This window comes from Serratia sp. 2C06, assembly GCF_050037615.1.
GTDB classification, from domain to species: domain Bacteria; phylum Pseudomonadota; class Gammaproteobacteria; order Enterobacterales; family Enterobacteriaceae; genus Serratia; species Serratia ureilytica.
The window spans coordinates 3,177,312-3,195,874 of record NZ_CP188299.1 but is presented as its reverse complement, the minus strand read 5'-3'; the positions used below and the strand labels follow the sequence as shown (position 1 = coordinate 3,195,874).

14 protein-coding genes are annotated in these 18,563 nt (G+C 59.0%); 11 read left to right on the top strand and 3 right to left on the bottom strand.

Features of this window, described 5'->3' with window-relative positions; all coding sequences use genetic code 11:
* Positions 1–115: 115 nt before the first annotated feature.
* The 4 genes from ychF (at position 116) to ACP3TA_RS15850 (ending at position 7,511) form a co-directional block, all read left to right on the top strand.
* A complete protein-coding gene (gene ychF / locus ACP3TA_RS15865; RefSeq protein ID WP_025302489.1) occupies positions 116–1,207 on the top strand; it encodes a redox-regulated ATPase YchF in 1,092 nt (363 codons plus the stop codon).
* A 298-nt stretch (positions 1,208–1,505) separates the two neighbouring features.
* Positions 1,506–2,090: a TetR/AcrR family transcriptional regulator gene (locus ACP3TA_RS15860; protein ID WP_033642752.1), complete on the top strand. Its 585-nt coding sequence runs from the start codon at positions 1,506–1,508 to the stop codon at positions 2,088–2,090.
* A gap of 917 nt (positions 2,091–3,007) precedes the next feature.
* Entirely contained in the window at positions 3,008–4,174 is a 1,167-nt protein-coding gene (locus tag ACP3TA_RS15855; RefSeq protein WP_232094503.1) for an efflux RND transporter periplasmic adaptor subunit, read from the top strand.
* 10 nt (positions 4,175–4,184) lie between these two features.
* Positions 4,185–7,511 carry an efflux RND transporter permease subunit gene (locus ACP3TA_RS15850; protein WP_103682115.1) on the top strand — a complete coding sequence of 1,109 codons (3,327 nt, stop codon included), beginning with the start codon at positions 4,185–4,187 and terminating at the stop codon, positions 7,509–7,511.
* Positions 7,512–7,565: 54 nt separating this feature from the next.
* Here the strand turns inward: ACP3TA_RS15850 and ACP3TA_RS15845 are convergent, their stop codons facing one another.
* The gene (locus ACP3TA_RS15845; protein ID WP_426784370.1) at positions 7,566–7,994 is read right to left on the bottom strand and encodes a tautomerase family protein; all 429 of its coding nucleotides are present in this window, start codon (positions 7,992–7,994) and stop codon (positions 7,566–7,568) included.
* 166 nt (positions 7,995–8,160) lie between these two features.
* Between ACP3TA_RS15845 and ACP3TA_RS15840 the strand changes: the two genes are divergently transcribed.
* Positions 8,161–8,661 (top strand): winged helix-turn-helix transcriptional regulator, encoded by a 501-nt coding sequence (locus ACP3TA_RS15840; protein WP_069100075.1) that lies wholly within the window; start codon positions 8,161–8,163, stop codon positions 8,659–8,661.
* Position 8,662: 1 nt separating this feature from the next.
* Here the strand turns inward: ACP3TA_RS15840 and ACP3TA_RS15835 are convergent, their stop codons facing one another.
* Positions 8,663–9,346, bottom strand: a complete 684-nt coding sequence (locus ACP3TA_RS15835; RefSeq protein ID WP_226773005.1) for a helix-turn-helix transcriptional regulator — start codon at positions 9,344–9,346, stop codon at positions 8,663–8,665.
* A 375-nt stretch (positions 9,347–9,721) separates the two neighbouring features.
* Here ACP3TA_RS15835 and ACP3TA_RS15830 point away from each other — a divergent pair, with 375 nt between their 5' ends.
* The 6 genes from ACP3TA_RS15830 to ACP3TA_RS15805 all read left to right on the top strand — a co-directional run bounded on the left by ACP3TA_RS15830 (position 9,722) and on the right by ACP3TA_RS15805 (position 16,656).
* Positions 9,722–10,255 carry a fimbrial protein gene (locus tag ACP3TA_RS15830; protein ID WP_033642747.1) on the top strand — a complete coding sequence of 178 codons (534 nt, stop codon included), beginning with the start codon at positions 9,722–9,724 and terminating at the stop codon, positions 10,253–10,255.
* Positions 10,256–10,344: 89 nt separating this feature from the next.
* Entirely contained in the window at positions 10,345–11,067 is a 723-nt protein-coding gene (locus ACP3TA_RS15825) for a fimbrial biogenesis chaperone (protein ID WP_273865495.1), read from the top strand.
* 20 nt (positions 11,068–11,087) lie between these two features.
* Positions 11,088–13,622 carry a fimbria/pilus outer membrane usher protein gene (locus ACP3TA_RS15820; protein WP_342179095.1) on the top strand — a complete coding sequence of 845 codons (2,535 nt, stop codon included), beginning with the start codon at positions 11,088–11,090 and terminating at the stop codon, positions 13,620–13,622.
* A gap of 27 nt (positions 13,623–13,649) precedes the next feature.
* Positions 13,650–14,990: a fimbrial protein gene (locus ACP3TA_RS15815; protein ID WP_033642744.1), complete on the top strand. Its 1,341-nt coding sequence runs from the start codon at positions 13,650–13,652 to the stop codon at positions 14,988–14,990.
* Complete coding sequence (locus ACP3TA_RS15810; protein ID WP_046686887.1) at positions 14,990–15,739, top strand: fimbrial biogenesis chaperone; 750 nt, start codon at positions 14,990–14,992, stop codon at positions 15,737–15,739. Before ACP3TA_RS15815 ends, ACP3TA_RS15810 begins: the two co-directional genes overlap by 1 nt.
* A gap of 44 nt (positions 15,740–15,783) precedes the next feature.
* On the top strand, positions 15,784–16,656 hold the full coding sequence (locus tag ACP3TA_RS15805) for a hypothetical protein (protein ID WP_046686886.1): 873 nt from the start codon (positions 15,784–15,786) through the stop codon (positions 16,654–16,656).
* Positions 16,657–16,796: 140 nt separating this feature from the next.
* On the opposite strand, the gene hutU is transcribed toward ACP3TA_RS15805, so the two are convergent.
* Positions 16,797–18,491, bottom strand: coding sequence for a urocanate hydratase (hutU, locus tag ACP3TA_RS15800; protein WP_196018465.1), 1,695 nt, complete (start codon positions 18,489–18,491; stop codon positions 16,797–16,799).
* Between the last annotated feature and the right edge of the window lie 72 nt (positions 18,492–18,563).

Here is an 18,563-nt window from a genome sequence, read left to right as displayed (position 1 = left end):
CAAGTCTGATCGAGATAAACGCCCATTACGTGTATAATGGCGGCATTATTTTGCCATTTATGCAGTCGGTTAAACCTAACCAGCTGATAGTTAAGATATTTAAGGTGATTACAACATGGGATTCAAATGCGGTATCGTCGGCCTGCCTAACGTAGGCAAATCCACCCTGTTCAACGCGTTGACCAAAGCGGGCATTGAAGCAGCCAACTTCCCGTTCTGCACCATTGAACCGAACACCGGTGTGGTGCCGATGCCCGATCCGCGTCTGGATAAGCTGGCCGAGATCGTCAAGCCGCAGCGCATTCTGCCGACCACCATGGAATTCGTCGACATCGCCGGCCTGGTGAAAGGCGCGTCCAAAGGTGAAGGCCTGGGCAACCAGTTCCTGACCAACATCCGCGAAACCGAAGCCATCGGCCACGTAGTGCGCTGCTTCGAAAACGACAACATCATCCACGTCAACAACAAGGTCGATCCGGCCGAAGACATCGACGTGATCAACACCGAGCTGGCGCTGTCCGACCTGGACACCTGCGAGCGCGCCATCCACCGCGTGCAGAAGAAAGCCAAAGGCGGCGACAAAGACGCCAAGGCCGAGCTGGCGGCGCTGGAGAAATGCCTGCCGCACCTGGAAAACGCCGGCATGCTGCGCGCGCTGGATCTGACCGATGAAGACAAGGCGGCGATCAAATACCTGAGCTTCCTGACGCTGAAGCCGACCATGTACATCGCCAACGTCAACGAAGACGGCTTCGAGAACAACCCGTACCTGGACACCGTGCGTAAAATCGCCGACGCCGAAGGCTCCGTGGTGGTCGCCGTGTGCGCCGCCGTGGAATCCGACATCGCCGAGCTGGAAGACGAAGAGCGTGACGAGTTCATGGCCGAACTGGGCCTGGAAGAGCCGGGCCTGAACCGCGTGATCCGCGCCGGTTATGAACTGCTGAACCTGCAAACCTACTTCACCGCCGGCGTGAAAGAAGTGCGCGCCTGGACCATCCCGGTGGGCGCCACCGCCCCGCAGGCGGCCGGCAAGATCCACACCGACTTCGAGAAAGGCTTTATCCGCGCCCAAACCATCTCCTATGACGACTTCATCACCTACAAAGGTGAGCAAGGCGCCAAAGAAGCCGGCAAAATGCGCTCCGAAGGTAAAGACTACATCGTCAAAGACGGCGACGTAATGAACTTCTTGTTCAACGTCTAAGCCTCTCTCCGCAGCGCTTTTCTCCGCTGCCGGAAACGGAAAAATCCACGCTTCGGCGTGGATTTTTTTGTCTCCAGGGCCTGCGTTTTGGCAACCTGGACGCTGTCTCACCCTCCCGGTTCTTTCCCACTGAACGATCTTCGCCGTACGTTTTATTACGCCCTTCATGACGGCATTATCCGCATCGCTGCACGAAAAATGGCTCTCGTGTTGATACTTTGTCCTACAGGAAAAAGCTTGTCATCTTCCGTTACAGTCTTATAATGAGTATTTACTCACTTATTAAAGGAGCCGCAAAGTGGCCCGTCCCCGCAGTGAAGAAAAGCAGCAGGCGCTCTTGCAGGCCGCCACCGACATTTTTGCCGAACAAGGATTAGCGGCGCCCACATCGGCCATCGCCAGGAAGGCTGGCGTCTCGGAGGGTACGCTGTTCCGCTACTTTGAAAATAAGGACGTACTGCTGAGCGCAGTCTGCGATTACCTGCTTGATGAAATGGAGTGCCTGCTGACGCAAAGCTTGCAGGACGTTTCGCCTGGTAAAGATAACATGCAGGCCGCCTGGGATGCCTACATTGACTGGGCGCTCGCCAATCCCGCCGCGTATGCGACAGGAAACAAATTGATGGTCTCCGGCAAGTTATCCAGCGCACAGAGGGAAAGAAGCGTACGGTTCGGTGATATTTCCCAACTGGGTATTCCGTTGGTCCAGGGGCTGGATTTACCGCAGTCGAGCGAGTTTCAGGGCATGATTTGCACGGTAATGGCCAATGGCGTTATCGATATGGCCGTTCAAAAACCTCACCTGCTGGATATTTACAAACGCGCAGGTTATGAAGCCATGATGCGAGCCATTGAGCTTCCTGACGCTCATACAGCCATCTAGCTTCTTTTTTTAATTATATAATGAGTGCGTACTCACGCATTAAAAAGACACGACAATCATGCCACCCGTTTCAAAACTAAAAATGCTGCGAACACGGGCCTATCCAAGGCTCCGCCGACTCATATTCGTTTCTCTTATTCTCAGCGTGTCTTTGATCCTCTGCGCTTGCGCAACCGCACCTGCATCAGACCGTTTGTCAGGAACCCAGCATGTTCCAACAAAATGGCGGGCCTCCCTGCCTGGCTCGGCGCATGTGTCTGTGTGGAATGCATGGCCCCCCGCCCGAAATGAATCCGGCGCCCGGCGCTTGCGCGCTCCGGCCGGCAAGCCCAGTCACTTGGAGAATGAGCGCGGAGCACAAACGTCGGTTGCGCGCGCAAATTTGGAGTGCGTTCAAGCGTTATGGAATGACGCCCGCAAACTGGTTGCGACAGAGGCTGCGGCACTCTATTACGCATCGCGTACCTGCCGGCGACAACACGCGTTCTCTACCCAAAGCGCGCCATTGCCTGAATCCTTCGAACGGGCGATACAAACGCCCCCTCGCCGGGCGTCTCAATCTGCTCAGAAGGAAGTCGCCGAGCGTGGCAAGACCGCTGCCGATGGAAGCGGGATCAACCGCCACACAACCAAGCATTCTGTTCCCTGGACGTTGGATCTATCGAGCGTGGATACCGACCCCGGCGAAAGCGCGGCGGATTGGCAGGCTGAACCGCCTGAGCATCATAGCCGCGTGCGATCGACAGTGCGGAAGTGGATACGGCGTTTGTTCACTTCGTCAGAGCGAACAAGGATTCAACGCCAGGCTGAACCGCTGCAGGACAGCGCCGTATTCGTTTGAAATTCAATACAGAGCAATACATCGCCGCGCCGCTGGCGACAGGTTCGACAAATCATTCACCTTATGGGTTCTCCCGATGACACAACTGATAGCTAAAAACACGCGTCCCCGCTTTTGGTCTTTGCGGAGCCTGCATGCAGCCGTGCTGGCGATGCCGATTGCCGCCGCCTTATCGGCCTGCGATACGCCGGCGGACAAGGTTGCCCCACCGGCAGATAAACCGACGCTGACAGTGACCCTGACAACGCCGGCAAGACAGTCCCTTTCCCGCACCGTCACGGCCAATGGCTCTGTTGCGGCCTGGCAAGAGGCGATCATCAGCCCGGAAGCCAATGGGCTGCGCGTGCAAAAACTGTTGGTGCAGGAAGGGGATGTGGTGCGCCAGGGCCAACCGCTGGCGGAATTTACACGCGACTCCGTGATGAATGACTGGCTGCTGGCGAAAGCCGATCTCAACGAAGCGAAAGCGGTCACTCTGAATGCGCAAGCGGATGGAAAACGCGCGCGATTGCTGCGCGGTGTCGGCAGCCTGAGTGAACAGGATATCCAAAAACTGTTAACCCAGGAAAAGACGGCGCAGGCGCGTCTGGAATCGGCGAAAGCACGCATGTCGGCCCAGCAGTTGCGACTGGACCAGACGATATTGCGCGCCCCCGATGACGGCATCATCTCCGCGCGATCGGCCACGATCGGTTCAGTTCCTATGCAAAGCACCGAGATGTTCCGTCTGATCCGCCAGGGAAAATTTGAATGGCGAGCGGAATTGTCAGCGCAGCAGCTGGAACAAATCCAACCGGGGCAAAAAGCGCAGATCGCCTCACCTGGCGGTAACACCTGGGAAGGCGTCGTGCGCCTGGCCGCACCGACGGTCAATTCGACCTCGCGCCGCGGGATTGCCTATGTGGACATCCTCCCATCGACAGCGAAGAACGCCTCTCCCATTCGGCCCGGCACGTATGCCAGCGGCCTGATTACGGTCGGCGATCGGCAAGGGCTGACCGTGCCGCAATCCGCCGTCGTGGCGCGCGACGGTTTTCACCTGGTGTTCACCGTAGATGACGAGCTGCGTGCACATCCGCTTAAAGTCGCGATAGGCCGTCTGGTGAATGACCAGCAGGAGATCCTGTCCGGTCTTCAAGGCGCGGAACGCATCGTCGCCAGCGGCGGCGTATTCCTCAATGAGGGCGATAAAGTCCAGTTGGCCAACACCACCGATGCTTCCCACTCATCGGAAGCGCGCTAAGAGGCCCATCATGAATATCTCTACCTGGTCCATTCGCAACCCCATTCCGTCTATCTTGCTCTTTGTCATCTTGAGCGTTGCCGGCTTTTATTCTTTCAAATTGATGAAGATCCAGAGCTTCCCGGACATGGATGTGCCTACGGTCACCGTGTCCGCTTCGCTTCCGGGCGCGGCGCCGCCCCAGCTCGAAACGGAGGTGGCGCGCAAGCTGGAGGACACCGTCTCTTCGGTACAGGGGTTGAAGAACCTGCGCACCACGATCCAGGATGGGCTGGTCGATATCTCAGCGGAGTTTCGTCTGGAAAAACCCGTTCAGGAAGCGGTGGATGAAGTCCGGTCAGCCGTGCAAAGCATTCGCACCGAGTTGCCGACGGATTTACGTGATCCTATCGTTCGCAAGCTCAACATCACGGGCAAACCTATCCTGGCCTTTTCCATCAGCGCCAGCAAGATGGATGAGAATGAACTGTCCTGGTTCGTGGACAATACCCTGTCGCGGCGTCTGAGAGGCGTCGCCGGCGTAGGGTCGGTCACCCGTGTGGGCGGCGTGAACCGCGAGGTTCAAGTCGAACTCGATCCGGTCAAACTGGAGGCGATTGGCGCCACCGCCGCCGAAGTTTCCCGCCAGTTGCGCGATGTACAGATGGACGCGACGGGCGGGCGAGTCGATCTGGGGCGGGGAAAACAGCCGCTGCGTTTGGTCGCCCGCGTCAAGAACGTGGATGAACTAGCCGCGGTGGAACTGTCGTTGCCCGGCGGGCAACGTTTTCGCCTGGACGACGTGGCGACGCTGAAAGACACCATTGCGGAACGCAGTGCACTTGCGCTCCTCAACGGCAAGAAGGTAGTTGGCTTTGAGATCACGCGCGCCAAAGGCGCCGGTGAAGTCGAGGTCGGCAACAAGGTTGAAAAAGTTCTGGCGCAGTTGCGCACGGAGCGGCCTGATTTGCACATCACGCAGGTCTTCGACTTTGTCCGGCCTGTGCAGGAGGAGTTCGACGCTTCCATGCACATGATCTATGAAGGCGCCATTCTCGCCATCCTGGTGGTCTTCATGTTTCTGCGCGATATCCGGGCGACGTTGATCTCGGCGGCGGCGTTGCCTCTGTCGATTTTACCGGCCTTCATCGGTATGGACATGATGGGCTTTTCGCTCAGTATCGTCACGCTGCTGGCGCTGTCGCTGGTGATTGGCCTGTTGGTGGATGACGCCATCGTCGAAGTGGAGAACATCGAACGCCACATCGGCATGGGTAAACCGCCGTACCAGGCCGCGATGGATGCCGCATCGGAAATCGGCCTGGCCGTCGTCGCCACGACGTTTGCCTTGATCGCCGTTTTCCTGCCGACGGCCTTCATGTCCGGCGTTGCCGGAAGATTCTTCACGCAGTTTGGATGGACGGCGGCGCTGGCGGTGTTTGCCTCGCTGGTTGTGGCACGCTTGCTGACGCCGATGATGGCCGCCTACCTGATGAAACCGCATACGCGCCCTCAGCGCGATCCTTTCTGGATGGCGATCTACCTGCGCGCCTGCCGGTGGACGCTGCGGCACCGCGGGCTCACCCTGGCGCTGGCCGGCGGGTTCTTTATTGGCTCTCTGATGCTTATCCCTCTGCTGCCCCAGGGCTTTTTCCCTGCAGATGACAACTCCCAGACGCAGGTGACGTTGGAGCTGCCGCCAGGGAGCACGCTGGAACAAACCCAGGCCATGGCAGAACTCGCTCGGCATCGCCTGGCGCCCATACCGCATATCCGTAACATCTATACCACCCTCGGTGGCGGTGCAACGGGCGGCGATGTCATGGCTTCCGATGGGAAAACCGACGTTCGCATGGCAACGCTGACGGTGTTGTTGGATGCGCGTCAAGCGCGCCCGAAGAAGCAGGTCATCGAAGGCGAGATACGCACGGCAATGGCAGCACTTCCGGGGGTTCGCAGCAAAGTGGGGTTTGGCGGCTCAGGTGAAAAATACCAATTGGTGTTGGCCGGTGATGATCCTCAGCTGCTGGCTAAGGCGGCCGATTCAGTATTAAGTGACCTGCGGCAGCTCCCCGGCCTCGGTAACATTACCTCCAGTGCCGGGCTGGCGCGCAGCGAAATCCTCATGCAACCCAATTTCGCCAAAGCGGCCGATCTGGGGGTATCGGGCGTCGCGATTGCCGATACTTTGCGTATTGCAACTGTAGGTGACTACGATCAGTTTCTGTCTAAATTCAACGTGGAGCAGCGCCAGATCCCGATCGTCGTCAAGCTGTCAAAGGACATCCGTGAAGATATGGGGCTACTTGAACGTTTGACCGTACCCGGCGCCAGAGGCCCGGTGCTGCTCAATCAGATCGTCAATATTGAGCAAGGCAGTGGGCCGGCGCAGATTAATCGCATCAATCGCACACGCAGCGTGACCCTTGACGTGGAACTGTCGGGCACCCAACTCGGGGATCTGGCCGCTCAGGTGGCGAAGCTGCCGTCAATCCAGAATCTGCCGGTCGGCGTGCACCAGGTTGTGCAGGGTGATGACGAAATGATGAAGGAACTGTTTGCCGGTTTCGGCACGGCTATGGTCGCCGGCATCCTGGCCATCTATGTCGTGCTGGTTCTGCTGTTCAAAGACTTCTTCCAACCGATCACCATCCTGGCTGCGCTCCCGCTGTCATTGGGCGGCGCATTCGTTGGGTTACTGCTGGCGGGCCAGTCGTTCACGATGTCATCCCTGATCGGGTTAATCATGTTGATGGGGATTGCGACCAAAAACTCGATACTGCTGGTCGATTATGCGATCGAGTCACGGCGCGGCCATTACGGCCCGAATGGCGAAGTGCTGAATAAACCCATGAGCCGGACAGAGGCGCTGATTGATGCCTGCCACAAACGTTCCCGCCCCGTCATCATGACGACGTTAGCGATGGGGGCGGGCATGTTGCCCGTGGCTCTGGGTTTCGGCAGTGCCGACCCCAGCTTCCGCAGCCCGATGGCGGTGGCCGTCATCGGAGGATTGATCACCTCCACCGTGCTGAGCCTGCTGGTTATCCCTGTCGTTTATACCCTGATTGACGATCTTGAAAACTGGCTGCGCAAGTTGCCCAGCCTGCTGGCACGCAGCAAGAACCTGAGCGGGAGGAAGAAAGCCGGGTTTGCCATGCTTATCGTAGTTCTGCTGTATTGGCTGGCATTTCCTGTCATTCCGTTCCTCGACATCCCCTACAAGATTGTCGTTGTCTCTACGCTTGTTGTGGTCGGTGAAACCTTGTTTGTCATTGCCATCGCCCTGCTGGGCAAAGAGTATTGGGGCCAGATCAAACACTGGCTGCGGCAGAAGGTCTTTAAGCGAAAAGGCTAAGCGCTGATAACGGTTCGCGGTGGCGAATAGCGTTTTGCCGCCGCCGCTCCCCCATCAACTTCCCTCCCACGCCGAAGGCCGGTTCTCCTTGCGCCACCTCTCCCCCGCCGCCGTCCCGGGCGCCGGCGGTTTCAATCCGTCTATCGTCCACAGCGAGAACGGCGTTTCGTCGACGTGCAATTCCCAGCGCAACCCGCGGGCGGCGATGTAGGGGTGCAGGATGAGGGTGCAGGCCGCCAGGAATTGCTGCTGCTCTGCGTCGTTGTCCATGGCGCGCGCGATATGGTCGATGGTCACCCGCACGAAATCATCGGCCGGTTCGCCGCCGAGATAGGCCGAACCTGGCGGCAGCGCGTGGAAGAACACGTTGACGTAAAAGCGCGGCAAAAAGTCCTGATACAGGGCAGTGACCTTCTGCGCAATCGCGCGTTTATCGGCGGTGCTGAAGGCCGGCTCAGGGTGGTAAATCTGCCACAGTGGCATAACGTTTTCTCCTCGGTGAAGGCGCGGGTTTCGGGCCGGCGTTCAGGCCATCAGCCGCTGTTAATGATAAACTCCAATAATAAGAGTAATAGCTCCAATTATTGAAGTTATCAAGCCGAGGCGATAACATTCTCGGCAATCAGGCGGCAAGCGGAGGTAAAGCAACGTGAAAGCAAAAGGGTTTGAAGGCATGACGTGCTCGGTGGCGCACGTGCTGTCGGCATTGGGCGATCGCTGGGGCGCTATTCTCATGCGCGATCTGCTGCTGGGGCTCTCGCGCTATGACGATCTGCGCCACTCGACCGGCATCACCAACAATACGCTGGCCGACCGGCTCAAGGCCCTGGAAAGCCACGGCCTTATCGAAAAGCGGCAATACCAAACGCGCCCCGCTCGTTATGAGTATCTGCCGACGGAGAAAGGAAAAGATCTCGGGCTGCTGGTGATGGCGATGATTCAGATTGGCGACAAATGGAATCTGTCCGAGCTGGCCGGGCCGCCGCTGCGCGTGGTTGACCGCGTAACCGGCCACCCTGCCACCCTGCGCGCGGTGGATGCCGTGACCGGCGAATCGCTGCCGGCGCAAAACCTCGCGCTGGCGGCCGGGCCGGGCGCCGACGAAATGACGCAATGGCGGCTGGCCGTCGGCCAAGCCCGTTCGTTGTGATCTACAGCAGCGCAATCATCTTCAGCAATTCCACCCGATTGCGGATGCCGAACTTCTTGCCTGCATTGTTGAGGTGCGAATAAACGGTTTTCGGGTGCAAATTCAGCCGCCGCGCGGTCAGGCGGATATCTTCCGTACGGGCCGTTTCACACAGCACCGCCGCCTCACCGGGCGTGATCGCCGCCGCCCGATGCCTGTTCAGCGCGCGCCGTTCGCCCGCCTTTTCCCGGCGGCTCAGCGCCGCGCAGGTCTCCCGCACCACCTGCAACGCTTCCCGTTTGTGCAAAATCGCATCCGGCTGCGCCGCCGCGATAAACGCCAGGATCAGCGGCGAAGTCTTATCGACGAAGAACAGTATCCGGACGCCTTCATATTCAGCACGTGAGGCGTGAATAAATCGCAAATACGCTTCGAACCGATAAATTTCATGGGGAAAATCCATGATAATTAAATCAGGCGCAGGGCTTATATTTTTAATAATATTAATATTAGGCGAGGATAAGGTTATCACTCCTTCTCCCAATAATGTTTTCATCCCCAAACGGCACAGCGGTGAACCGTCGATATAAATCACTCTCACTTTAATTCTCCTTATCAGCGTAAAAGTATGCTTCCACACCTCAGGCGGCTTGTCGCTGCTCTTTTTTGGGGTAATTCGCCTGCAAAGCACACCGATATAAAACATCTTGATAACATGTTTTTCAAATAATCACGCAACAGCCAGCGCTTTGATTAATACGCAAAAAAAGCATGAATGTTTCAAATTATTTCATTCACAAAAACTGACAATTCAATAAAAATGCAACGCAATGATATAGATCTATTTTCTATTTTGTATGATATAAGCGAAAATGAAAGAAAATGTAACAACAGGAGCCATCGCCTTATTGCCTTATTCAAAATATCTATAGGGAAAATTCTTAGTTTGTTAGGATGAAAATCCATGTTTGCCGACGCGTTTAAAAAACAATTGCGCAACATGATTAATCAACAACCGCACGTCAGTAAATTATTACTGTCAGGAAAGCTTTTCTCTAAAGTAAATTAAAGGGCATTTCACATGAATGTTAAATTAGTCGCATTATCCATGCTGGCTCTCTCCGGCGCCTGTGCGGCCGCCTCGTCCAATACGGTGCAATTTAAAGGCGAAGTCAGCACGCAAACCTGTTCGGTGAATATTAACGGCAACCAATCCAACCCGGTTGTTCTGCTGCCGACCGTCGCCGCCAGCCAGCTCGCCACCAAAGGCGCCACCGCCGGCGACACCACCTTTACCGTTAACGTCACGGGCTGTGCGGCGGCAACCAGCGATACGGCGATCAAAACCGTGCTGGCGGGCAACAACCCAACCACCAACGGCAACCTGGGCAACGCGGGCGATGCGGCCAAGGTTTCCATTCAACTGCTGGACAGCGACGCCACTACACCGTTGTCATTCGCCAGCGGCTCTACCGTCACCACGTCGGCGATGACGCTGGCGAAAGACGCCACGTCCACCTCGCAGAACCTGGTGGCTCGCTACTACGCGGAAGATACCGGCGTAGCGGCCGGTTCGGTGATCGCCACCGCACAGTTCGCCATTACCTACAGATAAGCCGGCGTCAGGCGCCATACCTGTTGATGACAGCGCCGTTCCTTAGCGGACGGCGCTGAATGACTCGCTCCCTTTATCGGTTCACGTTTATGCAGCAGATAACCCGTTACGCCCGCCGTTGGGCCGCCCTATCGTTTTGCCTGATGAGTTTTGCCGCCAGCTACGCGTCGGCCAGCGTCACGCTGCTCGGCAATCGCGTGATCTACCCCGCCGAGGCGCGGGAAAAAACGCTGCAATTCACCAATGACGACGGCGCCCCGGCGCTGATGCAGATCTGGCTCGATATCAATAACCCCAAGTCCACGCCGGAAAACGCCGACGCGCCTTTTGTCGCCTCGCCGCAAATCTTCCGCATGAATCCGCACAGCGGGCAGATGGTGCGGCTGTCGTTCGTCGGCCAGCCGCTGCCGCGCGATCGCGAATCGCTGTTCTACCTCAACTTCCTGCAGGTGCCCGCCGTGCGTCAGACGGACAGCGACAAGAACAAACTGCTGCTGGTGGTCACCAATCGCCTGAAAGTGTTCTATCGCCCGGCCGGGCTGGCCGGCGACGCCAATCACGTCATCGATAAGCTCAGCCTGCGCCAGGTCGGCAACGCGCTGCGCGTCGATAACCCTACCGGCTACTACGCCAACGTCAGCCAGGCCGCGATCCTGAGCGGCGCGAAACGCACCGTGATCCCGCAGGCGGATCTGATCCCGCCGTTTTCGCAGGCCAACTGGCCGGTGAACGGGGAGGTGCGGCAGGTCGCACTGCGCGTCATCAATGACTATGGGGTGGAAATCTCACGCACCCTGAACGTCGCGCGCTGAAACCAGACAGGGAGGTTTTCATGTTCGATGTCCGCAAGGCAACGCCGCTGCCCGCGCGCTGGTGTTGCGCGCTGCTGGCGCTGCCGCTGGGCTGCGCAGCCGCCGACGGCTATACCTTCGATCCCGCGCTGCTGCGCGGCAGCGTGCTGAGCAACAGCGCCCTGAGCCAATTCAACCAACAGGACGCCGTTGCTCCCGGCAGCTATCAGATCGATCTGTACCTCAACGGCCAGTTTCTCGAGCGCGACCAAATTCGCTTCGTGCGCGCAGGCCAGCAGGTGCTGCCCTGTTTCGATCGGCCGCAGTTGGCGCGCTTCGGGCTGAAAAATCCGCCGGCGGCCGCCGAAGCAGAATGCCTGCTGCCCGGTCGGGATCTCAAGGACATCGCGGTGAACGCGGACATTTCGCGGCTGCGGCTGGATCTGAGCATTCCGCAGGCGCTGTTGAACGGCCAGCCGCGCGGCAGCGTCAATCCCGCCAGCCTGGACGGCGGCGAATCGATGGTCTTCGTCAATTACAACCTCAACCAGTACCACGTCAGCTACCGACAGGGGCAAACCCGCGACCTCGACTCGACCTACGCCAACCTGAACGGCGGGTTCAACCTCGGGCTCTGGCGCTACCGCCAGCAATCCAGCTACCGCTACGATCGGGAGTTCGGCGGCCACCTGGACACCAGCCGCCGCTACGTGCAGCGCGCGATCTTGCCCTGGCGCAGCGAAATGCTGCTGGGCGAAGGCTTTACCGACGGGCACTTCTTTTCCGGCCTGGGCTTTCGCGGCATTCAGCTCAGCTCGGACGATCGCATGCTGCCGGATTCACAGCGCGGCTATGCGCCGGTGGTGCGCGGCGTGGCGAAAAGCAACGCGCGCGTGACGGTGCTGCAGGGTAAAAGCACGCTGTACGAAACCACCGTGGCGCCGGGGCCGTTCGCCATCAACGATCTGTACGCCACCAACTACGCCGGCGATCTGACCGTGGTGGTGACCGAGGCCGACGGCAGCGTCAGCACCTTCACCGTGCCGTTCGCCGCGGTGCCGGAATCCATCCGCCCCGGCCAGTCGCGCTACTCCGCCATCGTCGGCCGTTCCCGCTACGTCGGCGATAACGATCTGTTCAGCGAACTGACCTGGCAACACGGCCTGACCAACGCCCTGACCTTCAACGTCGGCAACCAGCTGGCGGACGGCTATCAGGCGATGATGCTGGGCGGCGTGTACAGCAGCGAACTGGGCGCCTTCGGCATGGACACCACCTATTCCCACGCCAGCCTGCCGGACGGCGGCGCCTCAGGCTGGATGCTGCATCTCTCTTACAGCCGAACCTTCAGCCCGACGGACACCACCTTATCCATCGCCGGCTACCGTTACTCCACCGAAGGCTTCCGCGATCTCAGCGACGTGCTCGGCGTGCGGCGCGCCGCCGTCACCGGCCAACGCTGGCAGTCCGATTCCTACCGCCAGCGTTCGCGTTTCGAGGTGGCCGTCAATCAGGGCATGGGCGCGTTCGGCAGCTTGACGATGTCCGGCTCGACCCAGGACTACCGCGATCAGCGCGGCCGCGACAATCAGCTCCAGCTGGGCTGGGGGAAAACCTTTGGCAACGGCGTGGCGCTTAACCTCTCCGTCACCCGCACCCGCAGTCTGGGCTACAGCAACGGCGACTATCGCGGCTACGGGCCGTTGGATAACGTCTACAGCGCGCCGCTGGCGCAGAACACGCAAACCGTCACCGCCCTGTCGCTCAGCTTCCCGCTCGGGCGTTCGTCATCCGCCCCCAGCGTCTCGCTGCTGGCCAACCACAGCCAAGGTCAGGGCGGCAACTATCAGGCTGCGCTGTCGGGCAGCGTCGGCGACGAACAGCCGGTCAGCTACGGCCTGAACTTCACCACCGACGACGATCGCCAACAAAGCATCTGGGGCGGCAACCTGCAAACCCGCCTGCCTTACGCCAACGTCACCGGCTCGTTCTCCACCGCGCGCCAGTATCGACAAGGCTCACTGTCGCTGCAGGGCGCGGTGGTGGCGCACCGCGGCGGCGTGACATTAGGGCCGTATGTCGGTGATACCTTCGCCCTGATAGAGGCGCCCGGCGCCAACGGCGCGCAGGTGATGGGCGGCCAAGGCGCGCGCGTCGATCGCTTCGGCTATGCGCTGGCGCCGGCGCTGGTGCCCTATCACTACAACACCGTCGCGCTGAACCCCGAGGGCATGAATGATAAAGCGGAACTGGAGGACGGCCAGCAACGCGTCGCCCCGTACGCCGGCGCCACGGTGCGCCTGCGCTTCAACACCGTGCGCGGCCAGGCGCTGCTGATTACCGCACAGCGTCCCGACAACGCGCCGATCCCGATGGGCGCCAACGTGTTGGACAACGCGGGCAACAGCGTGGGCATGGTTGGCCAGGCCAATCAGGTGTATCTGCGCAGCGACCGGAATACCGGCACGCTGACGCTGAACTGGGGCGACGCACCCGGCCAGCAGTGCACGCTGCACTATCGCCTGCCCGCCGCGGAAGACAGCCCGATTCAGCGGCTCAGCGCTCCGTGCCGCTAACCCGTTTAACTTATCTCAGGAGAGACGATGAAACGCATTTCTTATCTGGTCGCCGCCCCGGCGCTGTTCGCCCTGTCGCTGTTCGGCGCGCCCGCGGCGCTGGCGCAATGCACGCGCGTCGCCCCCTGGATCGACTCTGGCTGCGATCCTTGCGGGGTGGGCACGGCGCTGGGTCGGGTCAACCTGACCAGCACCTATCTGCAGCCCGTCGGCACGCCGCTGGGCACCAGCGTGTTCGATCTGACCTCTGGCACCCGCTATCCCGACCCAAACAAGGTGCTGTATGAATGCGATGCCGGCGATGTTGGGCAAATTTATGAAGTCTTCGCCACCAACGGCGACGATCGCGTCGGCGGCTATTACGATCTGGGCGCCAGGGACGGCAACCCCAACTATTACGCCACCTACTTCCCTTACGTCGGCATTCGTTTGACCCATCTGGATTCCGGCAAGGTTTTTACCCGTTACTGGCAGTCGGCGCCGATTACCCGCTACGCCACCGTCGGCAGCAAAATTCAGATCCGGGTGAAAGATTTCAGCGCCATCCGTGCCGACCTGATCCGCATCAGTTCGCTGCCGGGCGCGGGCGCCAGCAACTACTGTGGCTACAGCGCCGGCAACCCGCTGGTGGGTATGGCCTCGACCACCGGCAATTCGAACTATACCTGCACGCAGCCGAACGGCTATGTCACCTTTCAGGGGCCCGGCATCGCCTCGGATCCTATCGGCAGCGACTCCGCCACCAACTACGCCACCTGGGGCACTGGGCGCTGGAACGCGATGGGCATGGGCACCGCACCGATCTCTTCGCTGACCTATACCGCCACCTGCGTGGCGCGCAACGTCACGCCGCTGGTGATCCTGCCGACCCTCTCCGTCAGCCAACTGACCGCCGGGCAAACCTCGCAGGCGCAGTTCACCCTCAATATCGAATGCGACAACGCCGCCGTGTCCGGCGTCAGCAGCAACAATACCGCCCTCGGCCTGCAGGTGCCGTATGAAAGCTATGTCGCGGCGCAGCGGCTCGGGTTGGTCAGCGCCAACGGCGGCGTAAGTTACCTGCTCTCCAGCGGCTACGGCACCGACAGCAGCGTCGCCACCGGCGTGGGCATCGCGCTCGCCAACGCTGGCAACGGCGCGCCGATGAACTTTGTCGGCTGGGCGCGCTGCAGCGCCGGGCAATGCCCGCAGGGCAGCGACGCAGGCTGGTATCCGGTGCTCAACGGCGCCAGCGGCGGCGGCAGCACCGCGGCGGGGTTTACCCACTACACCACCCAGCTCACCGCCACGCTCGCCCGGCTGCCTGGCCAGACCGTCACCGCCGGCAAGGTGGATGCCAGGGCCTACGTCTGGGTTAAGGTGCAATGATGAGAAAGAAATACCTGATTATGGGATGCGCCCTGCTGCTGGCGCTGGCCTCCATCGGCGCGCAGGCGGGCATCATCGCCTCCGCCACGCGGGTGATCTTTCACGAGGGCGAGACGGAAAAAACCCTGATGCTGCTCAACACCAACGGCTACCCGATCGTGGCGCAAACCTGGGTCGATAACGGTGACGTCAACGCCGCCCCCGAACTGTCTCGCGCGCCGTTTGTCGCCCTGCCCAGCGTATTCGCCCTGCAGCCTTCGGCGCTGAAAGGGCTGCGGATCCTGTTTGCCGGCGCGAACCTGCCCGCCGACAGAGAGTCGGTGTTCTGGCTTAACCTGTATGAGATCCCGCCCACCCGGCCGACCACGCCGCCGCTGGCGTCGCGCGTGACGCTGGCGATGAATACCCAGATGAAAATCTTCTACCGGCCCAGGGCGCTGAAGGGAAAAGCCGAAAACGCGGCCGAGGCCGTCTCATTCACGCTGCAAAAATCGCCGGACGGTTATCTGCTGCGCTGTCAAAACCGATCGGCGTTTTATCTCTCGTTCGCGCGTATCGCCGTGCACGCCGACAGACGCGATTATCCGGTGCGGCAAGAAAGCGACATGATGACCGCGCCATTCAGCTCGCGGGATTATCACCTCGACGGCGTTTCGGCATCCGCGCTCCCCTCTCGGGCCACCGTTCAGGCCACCCTCATCAACGACCAGGGCCAGCAGATCGTCAAGCCATACACAGCAAACCCATAACGATAAAAAGCAGCGCATTTTTTTAAGTACAGGAAATAGGGAAAATGAGTCTAAGCAGATTCCAGCTACAGTTTCATCTGGAGAAACAGGCCAACAACATCAGGCAGTCAGCGGCGTTTCACACCGCCATCGTCAAACACGGGGAATTATTGAGGGAGACCTACAAGAAGCATCCGCTGTTTTACAAAATCATTTTCAGGAACAGCCGGTTCATCATCTGCTCCACCATCCTGTCCATTTATTACCACCAGCCCGCCGCCGCGCTGAAAGACATCAAAGCCTTTTTCAAAGGGAAGAATATGATCAGCGAGAACTCCCTGGATTCCTTTCTGTTCTTTTTACGGGTCGGGCGCCGGCTGGAGGTCAAACCCTGCGAGCATGACAAACGCCAGTTGCGCTATAAACCTACGCCGCACGCGCTGGCGGAAACTCAGGCGCTGATCGCCTCAATGGCGCGGCCTTATCAGGCGCTGGCGCCACAGATGCCCATCGCGGCGCTGCTGGCGGCGCCCGACTTTCTGCCCACCTTTTTCGCCGCCTACGGGCAACTGATGCTCAAGGAGATCTACCTGATCGACCTGGTGCCACAGTCCGGGCTGTTTATCAGCAAAGACGCCGGCCACATGGTGTTGTTGATGCTGTTTATCGAAAGCATCCGACAGGACTCCCCCTTTCTGCTGCTCTCCTCGGCGAAAATCGCCAAGTCGTGTTCCGTCTCTCGCGCTCACGTGAACCGCATTCTGCAGGCGGCGGAAAAATCCGGCCTGCTGGCCACCACCAATAATGTGGTGATCGAACTCAACAGTTCGTTTTTCATCATGGCGGAGCGTTATTTCAGTCTCTATTTCGCGATGGTCGAATTCGGGCTTGAACACGTTTGGCAAAACTGGCAAGAAGGCCAGACAGCAAAACCGTAAGTTGACGCCAAGACTAAATCGTCACATGCCCAGAGGTGAAATACTCACAAGACAGGCAATACGGTGTAAAAATCATCCTATAGAGAAATAGCGGTTCTACCTTATAAGAACCGCTATAAAGCCTCAATATGCTCTTATTCTCAAAGCATCGGCAGTTTCAATCCAAATCTTTTCGCGGCAGCAACGGCTTGCTCATAGCCAGCATCGGCATGGCGCATCACGCCGGAACCGCAGTCGTTGACCAACACCCGAGCAAGCCGCCGGTCAGCCTCCTCACTGCCATCGCACACGATCACCATTCCCGAATGCTGCGAATATCCCATCCCCACACCGCCACCATGATGCAAACTCACCCAGGTAGCGCCGCCCGCAGTATTGAGCAATGCATTCAGCAACGGCCAATCGGAAACGGCATCGGTTCCATCCTTCATGCTTTCGGTTTCACGATTGGGGCTGGCGACAGAGCCAGTATCCAGATGATCTCGGCCGATAACAACCGGTGCGCTAAGCTCCCCTCTACGCACCATCTCGTTGAAAGCCAGGCCTGCCAGATGACGCTCGCCCAACCCCAACCAACAGATACGCGCCGGCAATCCCTGGAAAGCAATGCGCTCACGCGCCATATCCAGCCAACGATGGATATGCTGGTTTTCAGGAAACAGCGCTTTAACCTTGGCGTCCGTTTTGTAGATATCTTCCGGATCGCCAGATAACGCCACCCAGCGAAACGGCCCTTTGCCCTCGCAAAACAGGGGGCGAATATAAGCCGGTACGAAGCCAGGAAAATCGAAAGCATTTTCCACGCCCATATCGCGTGCGACCTGGCGAATATTGTTACCGTAATCAACAGCCGGCACACCCATGTCAACGAAATCAAGCATTGCCTGCACATGAATGGCGCAGCTAGCAGCTGCGGCGTCAGCCAACCTGGCATGCTGCCCCGGATCGCGTTGCGCTGCTTTCCACTGCGCCACGCTCCATCCCACCGGCAAATAACCGTGGATCAGGTCGTGCGCAGACGTCTGATCGGTAACCAGATCGGGTCGGATGCCGCCTGCACGCGCGCGTTTGACCAGTTCAGGCAACACCTCTGCGGCATTGCCTAGCAGGCCTATAGAAACCGCCTGTCCGGCCGCCGTGTGCGCCTTGATCAAGGCGATAGCTTCATCCAGATCTTTTGCCTGTTTATCGAGATAGCGCGTACGCAAACGAAAATCCAGGCTACTCTGCTGACACTCTATATTCAACGAAACCGCGCCGGCCAATGTCGCCGCTAACGGCTGCGCCCCGCCCATCCCCCCCAGCCCGGCGGTGAGGATCCAGCGTCCGGTCAGATCCCCGCCATAGTGCTGGCGGCCCGCTTCGGCAAACGTTTCAAACGTACCCTGCACAATGCCCTGGCTACCGATGTAGATCCAACTACCGGCAGTCATTTGCCCGTACATGAACAATCCCTTGCGATCAAGCTCGCTGAAGTGTTCCCAATTGGCCCACTGTGGAACCAAATTAGAATTGGCGATTAACACTCGGGGAGCATCAGTATGGGTGCGGAATACTCCAACCGGTTTTCCGGATTGAACCAACAGAGTTTCGTCTTCATTGAGCGCTTTAAGTGAGGCCAAAATCTGATCGTAACATTGCCAATTGCGCGCAGCGCGACCGATACCGCCATACACAACCAGCCCTTGCGGGTTTTCGGCGACGTCGGGATCCAGATTATTTTGAATCATTCGATAGGCCGCCTCGGTCAGCCAATTTTTGCAGGTCAATTCGTTGCCCCTGGGGGCACAAATAGTCCGGGTGGAATCGAAACGAGGATCGAGAGTATTCGTCATGGTTTGTCTCCTTCAACATGACAGACATCATGGTTCGCCAGCCTGGTCAGGCAGGCTGCAGAAAGGCGTACC